This window comes from Chroococcidiopsis sp., from assembly GCF_051657925.1.
GTDB lineage: Bacteria > Cyanobacteriota > Cyanobacteriia > Cyanobacteriales > Chroococcidiopsidaceae > Chroococcidiopsis.
Genome location: NZ_JBOFLP010000181.1, coordinates 1 through 17,000 on the forward strand (window position 1 = coordinate 1; position 17,000 = coordinate 17,000).

16 protein-coding genes are annotated in these 17,000 nt (G+C 43.2%); 8 read left to right on the forward strand and 8 right to left on the reverse strand.

Features of this window, described 5'->3' with window-relative positions; all coding sequences use genetic code 11:
- Positions 1–1,469, reverse strand: a 1,469-nt coding sequence (hpsA, locus tag ACRC32_RS14590) for a hormogonium polysaccharide biosynthesis protein HpsA (RefSeq protein ID WP_438554651.1), incomplete at its 3' end; no start/stop codon positions are given.
- Positions 1,470–2,191: 722 nt separating this feature from the next.
- On the opposite strand from hpsA, the gene ACRC32_RS14595 reads away from it, so the two are divergent.
- The 8 genes from ACRC32_RS14595 to ACRC32_RS14630 all read left to right on the forward strand — a co-directional run bounded on the left by ACRC32_RS14595 (position 2,192) and on the right by ACRC32_RS14630 (position 9,966).
- Entirely contained in the window at positions 2,192–3,601 is a 1,410-nt protein-coding gene (locus ACRC32_RS14595; RefSeq protein WP_438554652.1) for a DUF7305 domain-containing protein, read from the forward strand.
- Complete coding sequence (locus ACRC32_RS14600) at positions 3,602–4,384, forward strand: type IV pilus modification PilV family protein (RefSeq protein WP_438554653.1); 783 nt, start codon at positions 3,602–3,604, stop codon at positions 4,382–4,384. It begins immediately after the preceding gene.
- The gene (locus ACRC32_RS14605) at positions 4,359–4,853 is read left to right on the forward strand and encodes a pilus assembly FimT family protein (protein ID WP_438554654.1); all 495 of its coding nucleotides are present in this window, start codon (positions 4,359–4,361) and stop codon (positions 4,851–4,853) included. Before ACRC32_RS14600 ends, ACRC32_RS14605 begins: the two co-directional genes overlap by 26 nt.
- Before the next feature lie 14 nt (positions 4,854–4,867).
- Entirely contained in the window at positions 4,868–6,949 is a 2,082-nt protein-coding gene (locus ACRC32_RS14610) for a DUF4082 domain-containing protein (RefSeq protein WP_438554655.1), read from the forward strand.
- 563 nt (positions 6,950–7,512) lie between these two features.
- Positions 7,513–8,571 carry a cupin-like domain-containing protein gene (locus ACRC32_RS14615; protein WP_438554656.1) on the forward strand — a complete coding sequence of 353 codons (1,059 nt, stop codon included), beginning with the start codon at positions 7,513–7,515 and terminating at the stop codon, positions 8,569–8,571.
- A gap of 212 nt (positions 8,572–8,783) precedes the next feature.
- Positions 8,784–9,293, forward strand: coding sequence for a hypothetical protein (locus tag ACRC32_RS14620; protein ID WP_438554657.1), 510 nt, complete (start codon positions 8,784–8,786; stop codon positions 9,291–9,293).
- A complete protein-coding gene (locus ACRC32_RS14625; RefSeq protein ID WP_438554658.1) occupies positions 9,265–9,711 on the forward strand; it encodes a PIN domain-containing protein in 447 nt (148 codons plus the stop codon). The genes ACRC32_RS14620 and ACRC32_RS14625 overlap by 29 nt, the downstream gene beginning before the upstream one ends.
- A 45-nt stretch (positions 9,712–9,756) precedes the next feature.
- Complete coding sequence (locus tag ACRC32_RS14630) at positions 9,757–9,966, forward strand: hypothetical protein (RefSeq protein WP_438554659.1); 210 nt, start codon at positions 9,757–9,759, stop codon at positions 9,964–9,966.
- Positions 9,967–9,982: 16 nt separating this feature from the next.
- Here the strand turns inward: ACRC32_RS14630 and hoxU are convergent, their stop codons facing one another.
- The 7 genes from hoxU to ACRC32_RS14665 all read right to left on the reverse strand — a co-directional run bounded on the left by hoxU (position 9,983) and on the right by ACRC32_RS14665 (position 16,980).
- Positions 9,983–10,699 carry a bidirectional hydrogenase complex protein HoxU gene (gene hoxU, locus ACRC32_RS14635; protein ID WP_438554660.1) on the reverse strand — a complete coding sequence of 239 codons (717 nt, stop codon included), beginning with the start codon at positions 10,697–10,699 and terminating at the stop codon, positions 9,983–9,985.
- A 10-nt stretch (positions 10,700–10,709) separates the two neighbouring features.
- The gene (locus tag ACRC32_RS14640) at positions 10,710–12,329 is read right to left on the reverse strand and encodes an NADH-ubiquinone oxidoreductase-F iron-sulfur binding region domain-containing protein (protein WP_438554661.1); all 1,620 of its coding nucleotides are present in this window, start codon (positions 12,327–12,329) and stop codon (positions 10,710–10,712) included.
- Positions 12,330–12,428: 99 nt separating this feature from the next.
- Complete coding sequence (gene hoxE / locus ACRC32_RS14645) at positions 12,429–12,956, reverse strand: bidirectional hydrogenase complex protein HoxE (RefSeq protein WP_015153235.1); 528 nt, start codon at positions 12,954–12,956, stop codon at positions 12,429–12,431.
- A gap of 23 nt (positions 12,957–12,979) precedes the next feature.
- Positions 12,980–13,168, reverse strand: a complete 189-nt coding sequence (locus tag ACRC32_RS14650; RefSeq protein WP_438554662.1) for a DUF2949 domain-containing protein — start codon at positions 13,166–13,168, stop codon at positions 12,980–12,982.
- Positions 13,169–13,240: 72 nt separating this feature from the next.
- Positions 13,241–15,763 carry a phosphoenolpyruvate synthase gene (gene ppsA / locus ACRC32_RS14655; protein ID WP_438554663.1) on the reverse strand — a complete coding sequence of 841 codons (2,523 nt, stop codon included), beginning with the start codon at positions 15,761–15,763 and terminating at the stop codon, positions 13,241–13,243.
- Positions 15,764–15,927: 164 nt separating this feature from the next.
- Positions 15,928–16,758: a Tab2/Atab2 family RNA-binding protein gene (locus tag ACRC32_RS14660; protein WP_438554664.1), complete on the reverse strand. Its 831-nt coding sequence runs from the start codon at positions 16,756–16,758 to the stop codon at positions 15,928–15,930.
- A 3-nt stretch (positions 16,759–16,761) separates the two neighbouring features.
- Positions 16,762–16,980, reverse strand: a complete 219-nt coding sequence (locus ACRC32_RS14665; RefSeq protein ID WP_438554665.1) for a hypothetical protein — start codon at positions 16,978–16,980, stop codon at positions 16,762–16,764.
- Positions 16,981–17,000 lie beyond the last annotated feature (20 nt).

Here is a 17,000-nt window from a genome sequence, read left to right on the forward strand (position 1 = left end):
TCGTTATTTGATTCTAAAACTTCTGCATATGGAACGCGCCGAGTTCGATGACGCAGATATCTTTCTAATTCTTCTTGGAGGACAATATATGTATTTAAACTAGGATTTTCCTGTAAGCGTTGGCTAAAGCGATTTTTTACGTCGTCAGGATATCTATTAATCGCTAAAACTGTCTTAATTTCTGGTGGTTCTAATTCAGAACAATCTCGTCCAGCCTCGATACAAAATTCTAATGCTGCTTGTTTCATCAAGGCAATGCGTTGGTTAAAAGCATCATCAGAATAGGCAATTTCTTCTCCGCCTGTTTCTTCTGTAGATTTATTGTTACTACCAATTTGAGCGGTGCTATTGCTTGGATTGTTACTATATAGATCGACAGTCACGACATTGCGATCGCTCGTATCGGTAACGCTACCATTACCAACATTACCCCCAACAGTAATTTTGCCGTTTTCTGGCTGATAGAAACAGGAATCTTGACTATCGACTTGATAAAATCTAACTGTGGCGTTGTTGCGTCCACCGACTAGCAAGTTACCATTGGTATGAATTCTGCCATTGATCCGAAAATCGTTACTGGGTGACAGTTCTAAATCGTCGTTGAACCATACTGCATATTGATTGAGCGGAATCAAACTGCGGTCTTGTTGATACTCTAGAGCATAAAAGCTGGTATTACCACCCAAAGTTTCAAAGCGATCGCCTAAATCGGTACTATCTGTAATGGGTACGCTGGCAGTATAGACAAAAAAGCTTTTGTTTAATTTATTCCCAGATTGATACCAACCATTGTCTAATATTTCTGTATCTGCATTTAGAATATCGGCACAACGGTTATTTGCAACTGGAATATTTACAGGCGGCGGGGTTCTGGCTTCGAGAGGATTGCGTTCGCGGTTAAAATTACCTTCTTCAACGCCAGGACTGCGGAAGTAAATCCCATAAAGCGTATACGTATCAAATTTACCGTTATTATTGGTATCGGTAGGGAAGCGCCAAGCAGTTGTTAACGTTTCGTCGTTTTTGATGTCGGCGTTGTCTGCGGTTATGGCATTATCTTGATTGATATCAAAGCCTAGTTTCAGGCGCGTCTCATCGCCAAAAGTAAATTTAGAGTTGTATTTAATTGCGTTGTAGAGCGATTGAGTAGCAGGCGTGCGGCTGGGTAGGGCAGGATCTCTGAGTAAAGCCTCAATTTTAACTTTAGCACGGGCGATCGCGGGTGCGGCTGCTTCTGCGGCTGCCTGACTTACTCTTACATTACTGGCATTACGGGCGCGATCGAAAGATCGAATCGTCATTGCTGCGGTCAGTAGTACCACTACCATCGATACCACGGCTACAGTTGGTAGAATAAAGCCAGCCTCGACCGAACGGCGGCGTTTTTTGAGATATAAAGGTCTTAATCGTCGTCGCCTTTGCCTACGAGTCAGCGATCGCGCGAGAGATTTTAGTATACGTTTTAACATTGCTACTTTTCCACTCTAGGGGTATCTACTTAGGTTGAAATAGATAGAACGCCTAACAGCGTTCTCCCCTGCTAGCCTGCAAAGTTATTCTATCGTGCCGCAAGTTCTTTGGGGCTAGTGTTACACATGGGTTAACTTTGTTTTAAGTTGTAGGGAAAGCGAGGAGTATAAATAAATGCTGACAGGAAATGGTAGTCCGGTTAACGATTTTAAATGCTAAATCTTCTGCTTTTGTTTAGCACTGTTAGCAGAATAAAACATCACCGTGGAAACACTGAAATTTTTCATATCACTTTGCAATAGAGTTTGAAGAAACTTAAAGATTTCATCATATTAAATTTCAAATCTAATGTTTTGTTTCAAGAAATAGTAAAGCAGAGCTTCAATTACTGATTTTGGAATCAAAGCATTAGCTGGCTCGATTGCTCCCTAATTGTATTAGAAAAACCTAGTTTTCAGCGAGAGTAATACATAGAAAAATTGAGCTTTGACTTAACTGAACTGAGTTCAAAAATAGAGCATCAAACTAAATAGTGTTTTCACTGAAGACAGTTTCAAAAATAGAGATTAAATTAAGTGTGTAAATTTTATACCAATCGCTTGATTTGAGCGATCGCAACCAATACATGGTTGTGGTTTTTGCTGTCGTTTGATTAGTTACTCAAGTAGTCCCTTAACGTAAGTATCGCGATCGTCCACGCTTTAGTAATACAGAAATTTATATGAGTCCGAAGTTAAAGTTTGCTCTAATTTGTCGCTACAGCGATCGAGGTTTTGCTCTGCCTATTGCTATCAGTTTGGGATTTATTATTCTGCTTGTCGTCGCTACGCTACTGATGAGATCTCAAGGCGATCAAATGACTGCTTTGGCTCAAAAATCAACCAGTCAAGGTTTGAGTGCAGCAGAGACAGGTGTTACTCGCTATCAGGCATTAATTAGTAACAATCCAGTTATTGCAACATACAAAGATTGTGAAGGGACTCGCAATGCCACAACTGGAGCTTGTCCCGATACTGGTACTACAAAAAGTTGGGCGAATGCAAGCAAGATTCCAGGAATTAGTTCTTGTAGTGGGTATGGTAGTGGCGCTACTACTGTAGTGGACAAATCATCTATTGCATGGACAGACGTAGACACTAGCAATCCGAATAAAGGACAGTACAGACTGATTAGTTATGTTTACCCCGTACCAGGAACTACAGGTACTGTAGGTACTACTCCTGGAACTGGTCAATTAACAGTTGAAGGTCGAGTTAATCAAGTTGGTACTGGAAGTACAGCCACTCAAAGCGCGGGTACAGCTATAACTCGACTGCAAGTTAATATTCCTGTCAGTCAAGGAAATTTATCTAGCACTCCAGTTCCAGGATTATGGCTGACAACAGGTAATATGCCAGGGAACCAAAAAACCAAAGGTAATATTCTTCTAAACGATTGCTCTCTCTCTCCCAAACCTCCACTTGATTCTCATCAAGCCATTGACACCTCTGTAACACCAAATAGACCTTACCTCGATCCAAACACTAATCAACCCTATCAAACAAAACAATTTGGCTTTATTTTCCCTGACTTACCCAGTCCACCTAATTTTACTAGTATTCCCAGCCAAGTTTTAGGAACAATGAGTAGTGATACATTTCCTAGAAATGGTGATAGATCTACTACTGGTGCAATTTACCCTGCTACTGGTGGGATATTTGAGTATTCTGTCACCTCAATTGGAAATGTAACTATAAACATTAGAACTAATACAAAAGTTAGGTTTTATCTTGAGGGCAGCATTGCTAAGCAAGCAAATATTCATCATGATTGTACTGGTGTAACCGGCTGCGATCCCACTGATTTTCAAATTTTTGGCTATGGCGATAATACTAAATCAATATGTTTAAATGGCAATGGTATTCTTGATGGATTTGTTTTCGCTCCTGCATATAGTGGAGGAGTTGATGGTAATGGAAAGTTTCGTGGTTCTTTGTGGGTCGATAACTTTAATGCTCCAAGTTGCTCCTCTAGCAGCAACCATACAGTAGTTGAACAATTAGCTAGTTGGACTAGTTTAGGTCTATCACCCAAAGGCTTGCCACCAATTATTGCGCCTATTAATACATGGCAAAAACAGGAGATTCCTTAAATGCATAAGCCAAAATTATTAAAATCAGAGCAAGGTTTGACAATGATTGAGGTTTTATTTGCAATCTTAATCACAACAATTTTTCTCACAGTTGCCATGCAAATGATGGCAGTTGCCGCTATTTTTAAAGCACGTGCCCAACAAAATGCTGAGGCAACAACTTGGATTCAAAAAGATTTAGAAAGTCTAAGATTTGAGGCTAGTCAAATAGGACTAAAAAATGTTGACAGCATGAAATCTTCAGCAGACGCTACAAATTCTTCTCAGATTCTCATCTCTAATCATGGTTTATCAGATGGAGATAAAGTAATGTTTATGGGCAGTGGAATTGCTGAAGGACTATCAACAAATAAAGTTTATTATGTTGTAAGCGCCAATACAAATACATTTAAAGTATCTGAGTCATCTGGTGGTTCTGCTATTACTTTAACTAGTAATAGCACGGGAGATTTAATTAGTGTCGCTACTACAAAATGTACTTCATCGGCTACCACCGGATATGCTGATGGTTTGCGAGACTTAATTAATGACTCTACTAACGCAAGCCTCAATATATACTCTACTGCTTTCAATGCTAGCGATAACACAACAACTACTACCTTTAGAAAAGAAAGCAGTCTAACAAAGCAGCAATTTGATTTAGTCAGAACAAATGAACCCGACTCTAATGATTCTAAAGTGTTGAAAGTTACTTATAAAGTTACTCCAATTTCTGGTGGAAAATCTGTAGCTGATTTCTATACTGAGGTAATACCAAATGCTGCCTTATACTGCCCAAACTGACGATCGCGGTTTCACAATGCTAGAACTAGGATTTGTATTGATGATAGTTGGTATTTTGGCTGCGATCGCTCTTCCTAGCTTTATTACTTCGATCAATAAAAGTCAAGCTAGTGATGCCTTGGATCGAGTTAGAGGTGCATTGCAAGAATCCCAAAGAGAAGCAATTCGGAAAAGTAAAAATTGTACAGTTACCGTACCGAAAGGCGATAACAAAACCATTTCTGGTACTTGTTTGGTTACAGGCGATCGAACTTTGACAGGTATCAATATAGATTACACTAATACCGCTCCTTGGACAATAACCTTTGATTTTAAAGGTAGAACAAATGATGTAAGTAGTAGTGGAACAATAAAACTTGCTTCGACTAACGGAAGCATTAAAGAAAAAAAATGTCTTGTTATTTCTCAAGGATTAGGAATTATTAGGACTGGTAATTATACAGGAACTAACTGTGAGAGTTCGCGTTAACATCAATAAATTTTATGTTTAAGTCTACTATGAAAAATGATTATTTGAGATTATTTCTGCTTCCAAAAAACTCTACTGGCTTTACGTTGGTAGAATTATTAGTAGCAATGGCTCTCACCTCAATTTTTATTGCTGCTGCTGGTTTTGGTTTAGTTAGTATTAGCAGTGCTAACCAAAAAGCTAAGGCTGAAAGTGAAAGGCGAGTAGACCTGAACCGAGCGCAAGACTTTATCGCTGATGAAGTCAGAACGGCGATTAAAGTAGACGATAGTAGTCCTGCGCCAGCATGGGCTTGGACAGATCTAGGATCTACTATGGGTGGTGTTGCTCCTGAAGCAAAATTATACTTGCAGATACCATTTCAAGCAGTAGGTAGTACAAATGCTGGTGGTAGTAGTGAAATCACTATCAACAATCACGGGCTTCCTAATGGAACTGCGGTGATGTTTGTAGGTTCTGGTACGGCTCCAGGTCTCACTAAAAAGCAACGATACTACGTTATCAATACAGCTACAAACACTTTTAATGTGTCAAACACACCAGGAGGAACTGCACAACCCATAACAGGTAATATTTCTGGTGGTTCTTTAAATTTACACAGACTTGTTACATATTACGTTCGCAAAAACACTAGTACCTGGTTAGGTGACAGAACAATTAATCGTTCTACTGGAGATTGTTCAACTGCTTCAGAGACTCTCTGTCCTGTCTTAGTTGACTCGATTGCAGCAACAAATGGATTTACAGCAACAGCAACCTCTGCACGCAAAGCAGATGTGTCCCTAATTGCTCAGCTTACCGATGATAGCTCTTCAAAGAGATTAACAGTTGGCAGCGATTCCTTTGCCAGAGCCTCTGAGCTTGCTTTAAACACACCCACACCCACGCCGACTCCAACTCCGACACCCACTCCAACTCCGACACCCACTCCAACTCCGACACCCACTCCAACTCCGACACCCACTCCAACTCCGACACCCACTCCAACTCCGACACCCACGCCGACTCCGACACCGACACCCACTCCAACTCCGACACCCACTCCGACTCCGACTCTTGGCAGCAGCCCGCCAACCGAGGTTGCTCAGTGTAGTGTAAGTGACGGCATTCTCACCTGTAGTCAACCCGCAGTTTTGACCTTTAAATCAATAGGTAGCAGTTATGCTTGTACGGGATCGACCAACTGGATTGTTAATACTAAAATTACTGTTGACACTCAAGATTACATTGTGAAACAGAATGAGACTTTAAACTTAACAATAAATCCAGGGCAACAAGTCAAAGTTACATCCGTTCCAGTAGAACCCGTAGGAAAAAATTGTGGTAACTCTGATACCCCAGTAGAGTCTACTAATACTACAAAAGTTAAGTCTTTGCGTAACGGAGATAATGTTCCTGGCATTCAGGCTTTCAGCAGTCAAACGTCAGTTGAACAGTATTTAAGGAACTATGTCTCTAATGGGAAAATTAATATTGGTGCTAAAGATATCATCTACCTGTTTGAAATTGGTCAGTCAAACCCGAGTAATTCCGGCTTTGACCTGCAAGACAACGTTTTCCTAGTCAGTGTTAGCGATCCGACTCCAACACCATTACCAACATATACATATAGTATCTGGGCTAGTTCGACAACACCTGCGCAAATCGCCAATGACTCCCGTGCAATTGAGGTAGGAGTCAAGTTTAAGTCAGATGTTGATGGGTATATCACTGGCATCCGCTTCTACAAGGGGAGCGGCAATACAGGTACGCACATTGGCAACCTCTGGACCAGTAGCGGACAAAAGCTAGCAACTGCAACCTTTACGAACGAAACTGCCACAGGCTGGCAGCAGGTCAATTTTGCTCAGCCAGTGCCAATTACCGCCAACACCGTATACATCGCCTCTTATCACACTAGCAGAGGATATTACGCCGCTAACCAAAGATACTTTGAAACTGCTGGCGTGGATAGCCCACCACTGCACTTTTTACGCAACGGCGAGAGTGGAGGTAACGGCGTTTACAAGTACGGCGCTACTAGTAGTTTCCCCACCGACACCTATCGGTCGAGTAACTACTGGGTTGATGTCGTCTTCATTAATTCCTCTCTTTGACCCTCAAAAGTCATAAGTTTCGTAGTTTTATGGGGACGGCAATGCCTTCCCCGTATAAAACTGAAACCAAACAATCATTTGGAATGTAGGTTTTCAGGTGGAGAACTAAGAATTTATGATAGCAAGATTGAAAATTTATACTTATCCAATTAATACAATAGCTATAGCTGTGCTTGCCAACGAAATTATGAGAAGCAAGGCATTTACAGTAGCTATTTTTACATTTCTTATTTTAACCTCAATTTGATAGGTATAGCATCAATTTTACAGTTTTTTGATTATGAATTATTGGGTATTTGTTGGAAGTAGTGTATATAGAAGTGCCTATATAGCATTTCCCATGCGGGTGTAATACATTCTAAGGGGCGCACGGCTGTGCGCTCCTACAGATCCGTGTACCTCATTTAACTGAGAATCGCTATATTTCAATCGCGAAAATATTAATTTATTTAATATACTATTTGGTAGAACGCTTGCATGTCAAAAACAACTGTATATCTACTCACGAAACTTAAATGAGAGAGAAAGTATAGTCCAGGTAAATATATATATGAGTACTAGCAATGTCTGAACCTCAACCTTGGCAGATTAAGCAAATGAATCAACCAACCTCAGCTAAAGTAACACTTGATGATGATTGGAAACGTTGGATTGCAGTTAATAGGCTTCTCAATGTCGATGAGTGGGCAATGATTCAAGTTTTAATCGATAATGGTTTTGATGGTCAAGTTGCCTTTAATGAAGTTAGAGATGTTGTAAATCATCCCTATTTTCAAGCTGGGAACAACTTTGTGCATCTGCTAAAAAAATTAGAATCTTTATTGTGCATTTATAGTCAACTAAACGAGCTATCTAAAAATTCTGACAAAATAGAGAGAAGATATTTCATTTCGAGAGAAGATTTTTTAGAAAAATACTATGCAAAAAATACTCCCGTGATTTTGACAGGCATTATGCAAAATTGGCAAGCGTTAAAATTATGGAATCCTGGATATTTGAAGCAAAAATACGGTGAAGTAGAGGTAGAAGTACAAGCAAACCGTAATACAAATCCTGATTATGAAATTGATTTAGAGCGACATAGAACGAAGTTATTGCTGAAAGATTATATTAGTAAAATTATTCAAAATGGAATGACTAATGAATACTACATGGTTGCAAATAACCAAACTTTAGAGCGGGAGGAAATGAGAAGTCTACTCAACGACATTGAAATCTTTCCAGAGTACCTTAACTTAACTGACACTAAAGGTAAAATATTTTTCTGGTTTGGACCAAGTGGAACAGTCACGCCCTTGCATCACGATACCTCTAATATCTTTTTAGCACAAGTACTGGGGCGAAAAAAAGTTAAGTTAATTTCACCACATCAAACTCCACTGCTTTACAACTATGTTGGTGTTTTCAGTAAAGTTGATTGTGAAAATCCAGATTATGCAAAGTATCCATTATTTAAAAAAGTTAATGTTATAGAAGTTTTACTGGAACCAGGAGAAGCACTTTTTATACCAGTCGGCTGGTGGCATCACGTTAGAGCTTTGGATGTGAGTATCTCTGTTTCGTTTACCAATTTTGTTTTTCCAAACCATTATGAATGGGCAAGTCCTCATGTTTTTTTATAAAAACGCTGGATTGCCTAATTAATTCTTCTAATTGAATATCAGATAGCCATTGAAAATGCGATCGCCTCTGTAGTTTAACCGCTTGCTATGCGATCGCTCTGAAAACACGAAGACAGTCAGATGCGGAAAGCGATCGCCCTTGGCTTTGCAAAACTCTCGTTATAAAATCTATAATTTCTATAGAAACTACAGACGTAGAAAGTAAAGAGCAAATGGCAGGAAAGACGATATCTGCTTATACCGATACACAGACAGCTAACCGCGTTGCTTATATTGCTCGAATAGAGCAGCGTAAACCCAGCCAGATTGCAGGCATGGCGCTCAAGCTTTTCGTCGAGCTACCACCAGAAGCGCGTGCAGCTTTATGGCAGATTGAAGCACTTGGCTCTCCTGCTGATATGGAAGCAGTAATGCAAGAAATTACCCGTACTTTGCTACACGCTCAGTACAAAGTGGCACATCGGCAAGTTACCGAGCAAATGAAAGTCGAAAATTTAGCACAACTCGAAACCGAAGACGACATCCTATCTGCGGCTAGACAAGCAGTAGAACGATACAGCTTAGCAGCTCAGCCTACAAGCCGCAATTTGAAGGCATGGGAAGAAGAAAAAGCCTTTATCCAGCAACGGATCGAGCAAAGCTCAACCCCTAATCCTACCTGTGAAGATCGTACTTGGAACCGCGAAGATTTATATGACCGCAAAGTTCTTCGTGGATACTAATATCCTGATTTACGCCTACGATACCAGCAACCCCGACAAACAAACAGCAGCTCTACAAACCCTCGATCGCCTAGTTACCTCCGGTACGGGTGTCATCAGCACTCAAGTTTTAGCTGAATTTTTCGTCACGGTGACGAGCGATCGCAAGTTTCCCAATGCCTTAAGCATAGTCGAAGCCGGAAACCGAATTCAAAACTACATACTCGCTTGGGAAGTTGTAGAAGTGACAGGTGCGATCGTGTTAGAAGCAATCCGAGGTGTAAAAGAATATCAGCTTAGTTTTTGGGATGCTCAAATTTGGGCGACGGCTAAATTAAATCAGATTCCGGTAGTCTACAGCGAAGATTTCAATGTGGGCGCGATAATTGAAGGCGTGCGCTTTATAAATCCGCTCGATCCTCCTAAATTCAATACTTAGGTATAGTAGGGATATAGCTCTTCTTAAATATATGGAACAAATCCGATGAGAGTTAAAGGCATAAAGCATGGTAAAAACATTGAATTATTAGAGGAAATAAATATTCCTGATGGTACAGAAATTCATATAGAAGTTGAGATCGAGCAGCCTGTGAGCGAACAGGAGAGACTGAATAGACTCAACCAAATATTTAGAGCATGGAAAAATCAACCCGATCTCGATACAACATTTGCTGAGATTAATACAGAACCTTGACAAAAATCACTCAGTGCTAAATCCGCCATTGCTGTTTCTCCCGTGCTGTCACTAGAAATTCTAGTTTGGCGCGATCGCGTTTCATTTCGCCTACACTCGAACCTTGGTAGAAAAGCGCCCCTGTGGGACAAGCATTCACACACTTACCGCAAGAAGTACAGGATTGTGACGTTCCCCAAGGTTGACTCAAATCGGTAATAACGTGCGAGTTTGTGCCTCTACCAGCCATATCCCAAGTATGCGCCCCTTCAATTTCATCGCAGACTCGAATACAACGAGTGCAGAGAACGCAACGGTTATGGTCAATGCCATAGCGATCGTGAGATACGTCAACTTTGCGATCGGGAAAATGATATTCTAACCGGACGTGTTCCATACCCATTTCAATCGCCAAGTCTTGCAATTCGCAATTGCCATTCGCCACGCAAACCGAGCAAATGTGGTTACCTTCTGCAAACAACATTTCGACAATCGTGCGGCGATAATTCTGAAGCCTCGGGGTATGGGTTTTCACTTCCATCCCCTCTGCAACTTTCGCGACGCAGGCGGGTTGTAGTTTATGACTGCCAGCAATTTCTACCAAGCACAGCCGACAAGCACCAACCTCTGAAACTCCTTCTAAATAGCAAAGTGTCGGAATATGAATTCCCGCATCCCGTGCTGCTTCTAGTATGGTTTGCTCCTCAAGGGCGCTGATAAGTTGGTCGTTAATTGTTAAAGTTTTGACTGCCATTGCTATTGTTCTACCTTGCTTTTAAATCGCAATATCTACTGGCGCTGTCATCAACCAAAGTCAAATACTCATCTCGGAAATAACGCAAGGTGCTAAGTACTGGATTAGGTGCAGATTGACCCAGACCGCACAAACTCGTATTTTTCACCATGTCACAAAGTTCTTCCAACAGTTCCAAATCGGTTAACGATGCCTCACCTTGCCGAATCTTGGTTAATAGCCGATGTAACTGTACAGTCCCAACGCGACAGGGAATACATTTACCGCAAGACTCATCCATGCAAAATTCCATAAAGAAGCGGGCAACATCTACCATGTTGGTCGTTTCATCCATGACAATCATGCCACCGGAACCCATCATCGAACCAAGTTGAGTCAGCGATTCGTAGTCTACAGGCGTATCAAAAGCTGAAGCTGGGATGCATCCCCCGGAAGGTCCACCAGTTTGCACGGCTTTAGCCACCCCGTCATCGGGTACGCCGCCGCCCATTTGCTCGACTATTTGTTGTAAAGTCGTTCCCATCGGGACTTCAATCAAGCCCGTATTGCGGATTTTACCTGCTAAAGCGAAGACTTTTGTACCTTTACTTTTTTCTGTACCAATACTGGCAAACCAGTCAGCACCTTTACGAACGATCGGCGCAATATTAGCAAAAGTTTCGACGTTGTTAATTAGAGTCGGATTTTTCCACAAACCAGATTCAGCTGGATAAGGCGGACGAGGACTGGGTAAACCCCGCTTGCCTTCAATTGATGCCATTAATGCGGTTTCTTCGCCACAGACATAAGCACCCGCACCAATGCGAATATCAATTTTGAAATCAAAAGGTGAATCAAAGATTTGACTGCCTAACAAACCGAGGCGTTGGGCTTGGCGAATGGCAATTTGAAGGCGGCTAATGGCAGTAGGATATTCAGCTCGAACGTAGATGTAGCCTTGATTTGCCCCGATCGCATAAGCGGCGATCGCCATTCCTTCCAGCACCCGATGCGGGTCGCTTTCCAAGACGCTGCGATCCATAAATGCGCCAGGATCGCCCTCATCAGCGTTGCAGATAACATACTTGCGTTCTCCCTTTGCCTTAGCTACCGTTGCCCATTTCAAACCTGTGGGATAACCAGCACCACCACGTCCCCGCAAACCACTTTGGGCGATCGCCTCTACCACCTCGTTCGGCTGCATCTCATGTAAAACGTGGTAAAGTCCCCGATACCCTTCTGCGGCAATATAAGATTCAATTCGTTCTGGATCGACTCTACCGCTATTTTCTAAAACGATTGGCATTTGTTGAGTAAAAAATGGCTGTGTCAGATCGCCACGTCGCACAGTTGTTTCGCCGCCATCGAGTGCAGTAATAATAGAAGGCGTATCTTCAGGAGTGACTTTTTCGTAAAGCGTGCTTTCTGCGACCTGTACTAATGGTCCTTGACTGCACAAACGCATACAACCAACACCACAGACTTGCACTTCATCCCCTAAACCCGTCTCTACCACTGCTCGTTCCAGCCTTTGTTTCACAGCTAAGGAATCAGCAGATAGACACCCCGCAGCTACGCAACAACGAATTTGGATCGGTTTTTGAGCGGTGCGTTCGTGCTGGGCAATTTCCTGTAATTGGTTTAAATCCATCTTTTAGCTGCCTCCTCACCACCACCGATTTCGACTCTACTCTGAAGTTAGAGAAGAAGTATGAGAAACTTGTGAGGATGCGATCGGCTGGCGCGAAATCTACCTGCCTTCTAGCCATTCCTTCAGGCGATCGCAAGTGGACTCTGCCGTTTGATGTCCGCACACAGTCCCGTCAAATACGACCGCAGGAGCGATACCACACGCACCTAGACAACGGGCTGTCAGTAAAGAAAGTTGTTTGTCTGCTGTCGTCTCACCAGCACGAATCTTAACGTTCTGCTCGACTGCTGCCAAGATTTGTGCTGCACCTTTAACATAACAAGCAGTTCCAGTACAAACCGTACAAGTGTGAACTCCTTGAGGTGCAAGGGAAAACAAGTGATAGAAAGTTGCCACACCATAAACGCGACTGGGAGGCAATTTCAAGCTGCGACTAACGTACAGCAGAACGTCATCTTCCAGATAACCGAAAAGTTCCTGTGCTTTGTGCAAGATCTCGATCAGTGCGTCTTGTCGAGCCTGATGTCGTTTAATCGTGACATCTAGAAGCTTAAAACGCTTATCACCACTGGGATGAGTCGTGACGGTAGCTCGATCTTGCACTTTTGCTGGGGGATGAGAATGCATATTTTTGTTGCTCGCAGCTCAATTTAGCTTGCCATCCAGTCAAAAATCTGCTCTAACTGCTCCAGAGAAATTAGACCGTACTGCCACAGCAGCATAGGCAAGGGACCGGGATTCTGCTCGTTCAGCCGCAATACCATCGCGATCGCCTTGGGTGAAATTGCCAATTGTTCTTGTAAGAAGTCGAGCAGTTGCTCTTTGTGGCTCGCGTTCATCTCTTGTTTCATCACTCGTCGCAGTTAAATCAAATTTTCTGTCAAGACGCGATTTGCATCTTGACAAAAACGTCAATGTGTAAATACACCCTCAACAGCAGCAACTTCCAATAAAGTTTTCAAAACTGAATCTGGGTTGAGACTGATGGAGTCAATTCCTTGTTCGACCAAGAAACGGGCAAATTCTGGGTAATCGCTGGGTGCTTGACCGCAAATCCCAATCTTGCGCTGGTTTTCTTTAGCTTTAGCGATCGCCATTTGTACCATCTCTTTCACGCCTTCATTGCGTTCGTCGAAGAGGTGCGCGACTAAACCAGAATCGCGATCGAGTCCCAAAGTGAGTTGCGTCAAGTCATTGGAACCAATTGAGAATCCATCAAACACTTCGCTGAATTGTTTCGCCAAGATAACGTTGTTAGGAATCTCGCACATGACGTAGACTTGCAACCCATTTTCGCCCCGTTGTAAACCATATTTTTCCATTTCTGCCATCACCTTGCGTCCTTCAGCAGGCGTGCGACAGAAGGGAACCATCGGAATGACGTTGGTTAAACCCATGTCATCCCGTACCCGTTTCAAGGCTTGACACTCTAGGGCGAAACCTTCACGATATTTCTCGTCGTAATACCGCGAAGCCCCACGCCAGCCAATCATCGGGTTTTCTTCGTCTGGCTCAAATTGCTTCCCACCTAGTAGGTTGGCATACTCGTTACTCTTGAAGTCAGACAAACGCACGACTACAGGTTTGGGATAAAAAGCAGCGGCGATCGTGGCAATACCCTGAGCTAATTTATCGACGAAGTATGATGGCTTATCATCGTATAAATGCGTTAACAAGGCAATTTGGTCTTTCGCATCCGCATCTTGCAACTGGTCAAAATGAATCAAAGCTAAGGGATGCACCTTGATGTGGTTGGCAATGATAAATTCTAATCGTGCCAAACCCACGCCATCATTTGGTATAGCTGCTAAACTAAATGCTTCCGAGGGATTGCCCACATTCATCATGATTTGGGTGCGTGTCCGAGGTAAGTTTTCTAACGCCACCTCTTTCACCTCATAAGGCAAAATCCCCTCATACACCCGTCCTTCTTCGCCTTCCGCACAGGAGATTGTCACTTCCTGACCTGTTTTCAACTGGGCGATCGCGTTACCAGTCCCCACAATAGCGGGAATTCCCATTTCTCGGGCGATAATTGCCGCGTGACAAGTTCTACCTCCCTGATTGGTAACAATTGCACTTGCTTTTTTCATAATCGGTTCCCAGTCGGGATCGGTCTTATATGTCACCAACACTTCCCCTGGTTGAAAAGAGTCGAGTTTGTGGACATCCAAAATCACCCGCGCTTTACCAGTACCGATCGCCTCTCCGACTGCACGACCTCTCGCCAGTACGGGCGCATTGCTATGCGCACCTACGAGTTGATAGCTTTTGATAGTATTGGTGGATTTTTGCGATTGTACGGTTTCGGGACGGGCTTGGACGATAAATAATTCTCCCGTTAAGCCATCTTTTGCCCACTCAATATCCATCGGGGTATAAATGCCGCGTACTGCCGAATAGTGGTCTTCAATGATACAAGTCCATCGAGCTAACGTCAGAACTTCGTCATCGGTAAGAGCATACTTGACTCGCTCCGATTCTGGTACGGTGACGTTTTTTGTCAGCTTGCTACCACCGACATCGTAGACCATTTTGATTTCTTTACTGCCCAAGCGTTGTTCTAAAATGGGGCGAAAACCTTGTTGCAGTGTCGGCTTAAACACAAAATATTCGTCGGGGTTAACTGCACCTTGGACGACATTTTCCCCTAAGCCATAGGCAGCTGTAATCAGGGCAGCATTTTTAAAACCCGTTTCCGTATCGATGGAAAACATCACCCCAGAAGCCGCTAAGTCAGAACGTACCATCTTTTGCACGCCCACCGACAGCGCGATGTTAAAGTGGTCGAAGCCTTTAATCGTGCGATAAGAAATCGCACGGTCGGTAAACAGAGAAGCAAAACATTTATGACAAGCTTCTAGGACTGCTTGTACGCCGTGGACGTTGAGGTATGTTTCCTGCTGTCCGGCAAAACTTGCATCGGGTAAATCTTCAGCTGTAGCGCTAGAACGAACTGCGACATCAGTCTCACCGCTAGAACGCTGGCAAGATTCGCGATATTCTGGTGCGAGGCGATCGCACAAACTTGCTGAGGTGTCACCGTATCTTTGACACAATTGCAAATAAGCATCCGCGATCGCGCTGGATAATTCTGACGGAAACGGCGTATTGAGAATTAAAGCACGGGCTTGCTTGCCTCGTTGCCGCAGATTATTTACATCTTCCACATTCAAGTCAGAAAATAGCGATCGCAACTGCGCTTGTAAGCCTGCGCGATCGATAAAGTAGCGATAAGCATGAGCTGTTGTGGCGAAACCTGTAGGTACGTTTACGCCTTTGGGTGTCAGTTGTTGAATCATTTCACCTAAAGAGGCGTTTTTACCACCTACTAAAGGGATATCTGCAATGCCAACTTCCTCAAACCAAAGTACAAAGGCTTGTTCTTTAGAGATCTGTAACTGGTTTTGTCGATTTGCTGTTGATTGCAACATGGACTCAATTCCCCTCATATTTAGGTTGAGTCAATAGAAGCTCGATAAGCCTTGGGAAAGCCATTGACTCTATCTACTTGCTCTACAGTTATGGGTTATATAGAAACAGTTTGAGGAAGTTGTGAGGGAAATCTTTTGAAGGAAACAGAAGTTAAGTGTTTTTTCTACTCATCTCGTAACAGCCAGAAACCAGTATAAGTCATGCCCGAATCATCGGGTTGGACTAACAAGAAATGCAAACCTTGACTCTGTTGCTGGCGCTGTGCGTAAGTTTGAGCAGATGCGATCGCCTCACTATCAGAAAAAGTCGCTACAACCCACCGATCTGCTAACCCTGCTTCTAAAACTAATCCCGCTAATTCGCCTGGAACGTATTTGAGGGCAATCGGCTGTGCTGCTTGCAGCCAACGGGCTAACTGCATGGATTTCCTGTCACCATAGATGATTACCCCTGGAACGGCAATCGTCGATGCTAAGCCTAAATTTAGGGGGAGTAGAGATTCTGGCATGTCTAAGATTGGCAGCGGACGGTCTTTAAATGCAGCTTCGAGATCTCCTGCTGGTAGACTAGCAAAACGCCAGCGATCGCCCCACAAATTTTCTGGTAGGGGGACGGGGGGTGGTTTGTCTAAAGCGAGAGGGTTATAGGGTTCTCCATTGGTAGAATACTGAGGTATGCGCGATCGCAACCACTGTTTCAATGCCTCAGTGCGCCGCGTTGGTTCTACAGTAATACCTAGTTTTTGCCCTGCGGTGGCGATCAAACTGAGGGATTGCGGTCGAAAGACTTGGATTATATCTGGTAGCTGAGATGCAGCTAATTGCAACTGTTCTACTAACCACGATGCATTGGCTGCTGCTTGAGGGCATATGGCTTCGTAGCGAAAATTCCCAGCGCGATCGCAGATTAACAATTCCCACAATACCTGTCCGGTATCATCTCGCCACGGGCGACGATAAAAATCAGCTTGCCAAATTAATTTGTCATTGGTCATGTGTCATTCGTCATTAGTAATTTTGTTGTGGTTGAAGAAAGAAGGGTGTAGGGTGTAGGGTGTAGGGAACTGGTTGACGGTTGATGGTTGACTGCTCCCTGCTCCCTGATAACTGATAACTGATAACTGATAACTGACAACTGTACGGGCGGGTTTTGAACGAAGATAATGGCTTGAGCCCGTGAATCTACTTGCTAAACCCGCCCCTACGACAACTGACAATTGATAACTGATAACTGATA

Bases quoted from the DNA above. Each gene is read 5' to 3' on its own strand.
- ACRC32_RS14595 (WP_438554652.1), top strand. From the start codon at position 2,192: ATGAGTCCGAAGTTAAAGTTTGCTCTAATTTGTCGCTACAGCGATCGA.
- ACRC32_RS14600 (WP_438554653.1), top strand. From the start codon at position 3,602: ATGCATAAGCCAAAATTATTAAAATCAGAGCAAGGTTTGACAATGATT.
- ACRC32_RS14605 (WP_438554654.1), top strand. From the start codon at position 4,359: ATGCTGCCTTATACTGCCCAAACTGACGATCGCGGTTTCACAATGCTA.
- ACRC32_RS14610 (WP_438554655.1), top strand. From the start codon at position 4,868: ATGTTTAAGTCTACTATGAAAAATGATTATTTGAGATTATTTCTGCTT.
- ACRC32_RS14615 (WP_438554656.1), top strand. From the start codon at position 7,513: ATGTCTGAACCTCAACCTTGGCAGATTAAGCAAATGAATCAACCAACC.
- ACRC32_RS14620 (WP_438554657.1), top strand. From the start codon at position 8,784: ATGGCAGGAAAGACGATATCTGCTTATACCGATACACAGACAGCTAAC.
- ACRC32_RS14625 (WP_438554658.1), top strand. From the start codon at position 9,265: ATGACCGCAAAGTTCTTCGTGGATACTAATATCCTGATTTACGCCTAC.
- ACRC32_RS14630 (WP_438554659.1), top strand. From the start codon at position 9,757: ATGAGAGTTAAAGGCATAAAGCATGGTAAAAACATTGAATTATTAGAG.
- hoxU (WP_438554660.1), bottom strand. From the start codon at position 10,699: ATGGCAGTCAAAACTTTAACAATTAACGACCAACTTATCAGCGCCCTT.
- ACRC32_RS14640 (WP_438554661.1), bottom strand. From the start codon at position 12,329: ATGGATTTAAACCAATTACAGGAAATTGCCCAGCACGAACGCACCGCT.
- hoxE (WP_015153235.1), bottom strand. From the start codon at position 12,956: ATGCATTCTCATCCCCCAGCAAAAGTGCAAGATCGAGCTACCGTCACG.
- ACRC32_RS14650 (WP_438554662.1), bottom strand. From the start codon at position 13,168: ATGAACGCGAGCCACAAAGAGCAACTGCTCGACTTCTTACAAGAACAA.
- ppsA (WP_438554663.1), bottom strand. From the start codon at position 15,763: ATGTTGCAATCAACAGCAAATCGACAAAACCAGTTACAGATCTCTAAA.
- ACRC32_RS14660 (WP_438554664.1), bottom strand. From the start codon at position 16,758: ATGACCAATGACAAATTAATTTGGCAAGCTGATTTTTATCGTCGCCCG.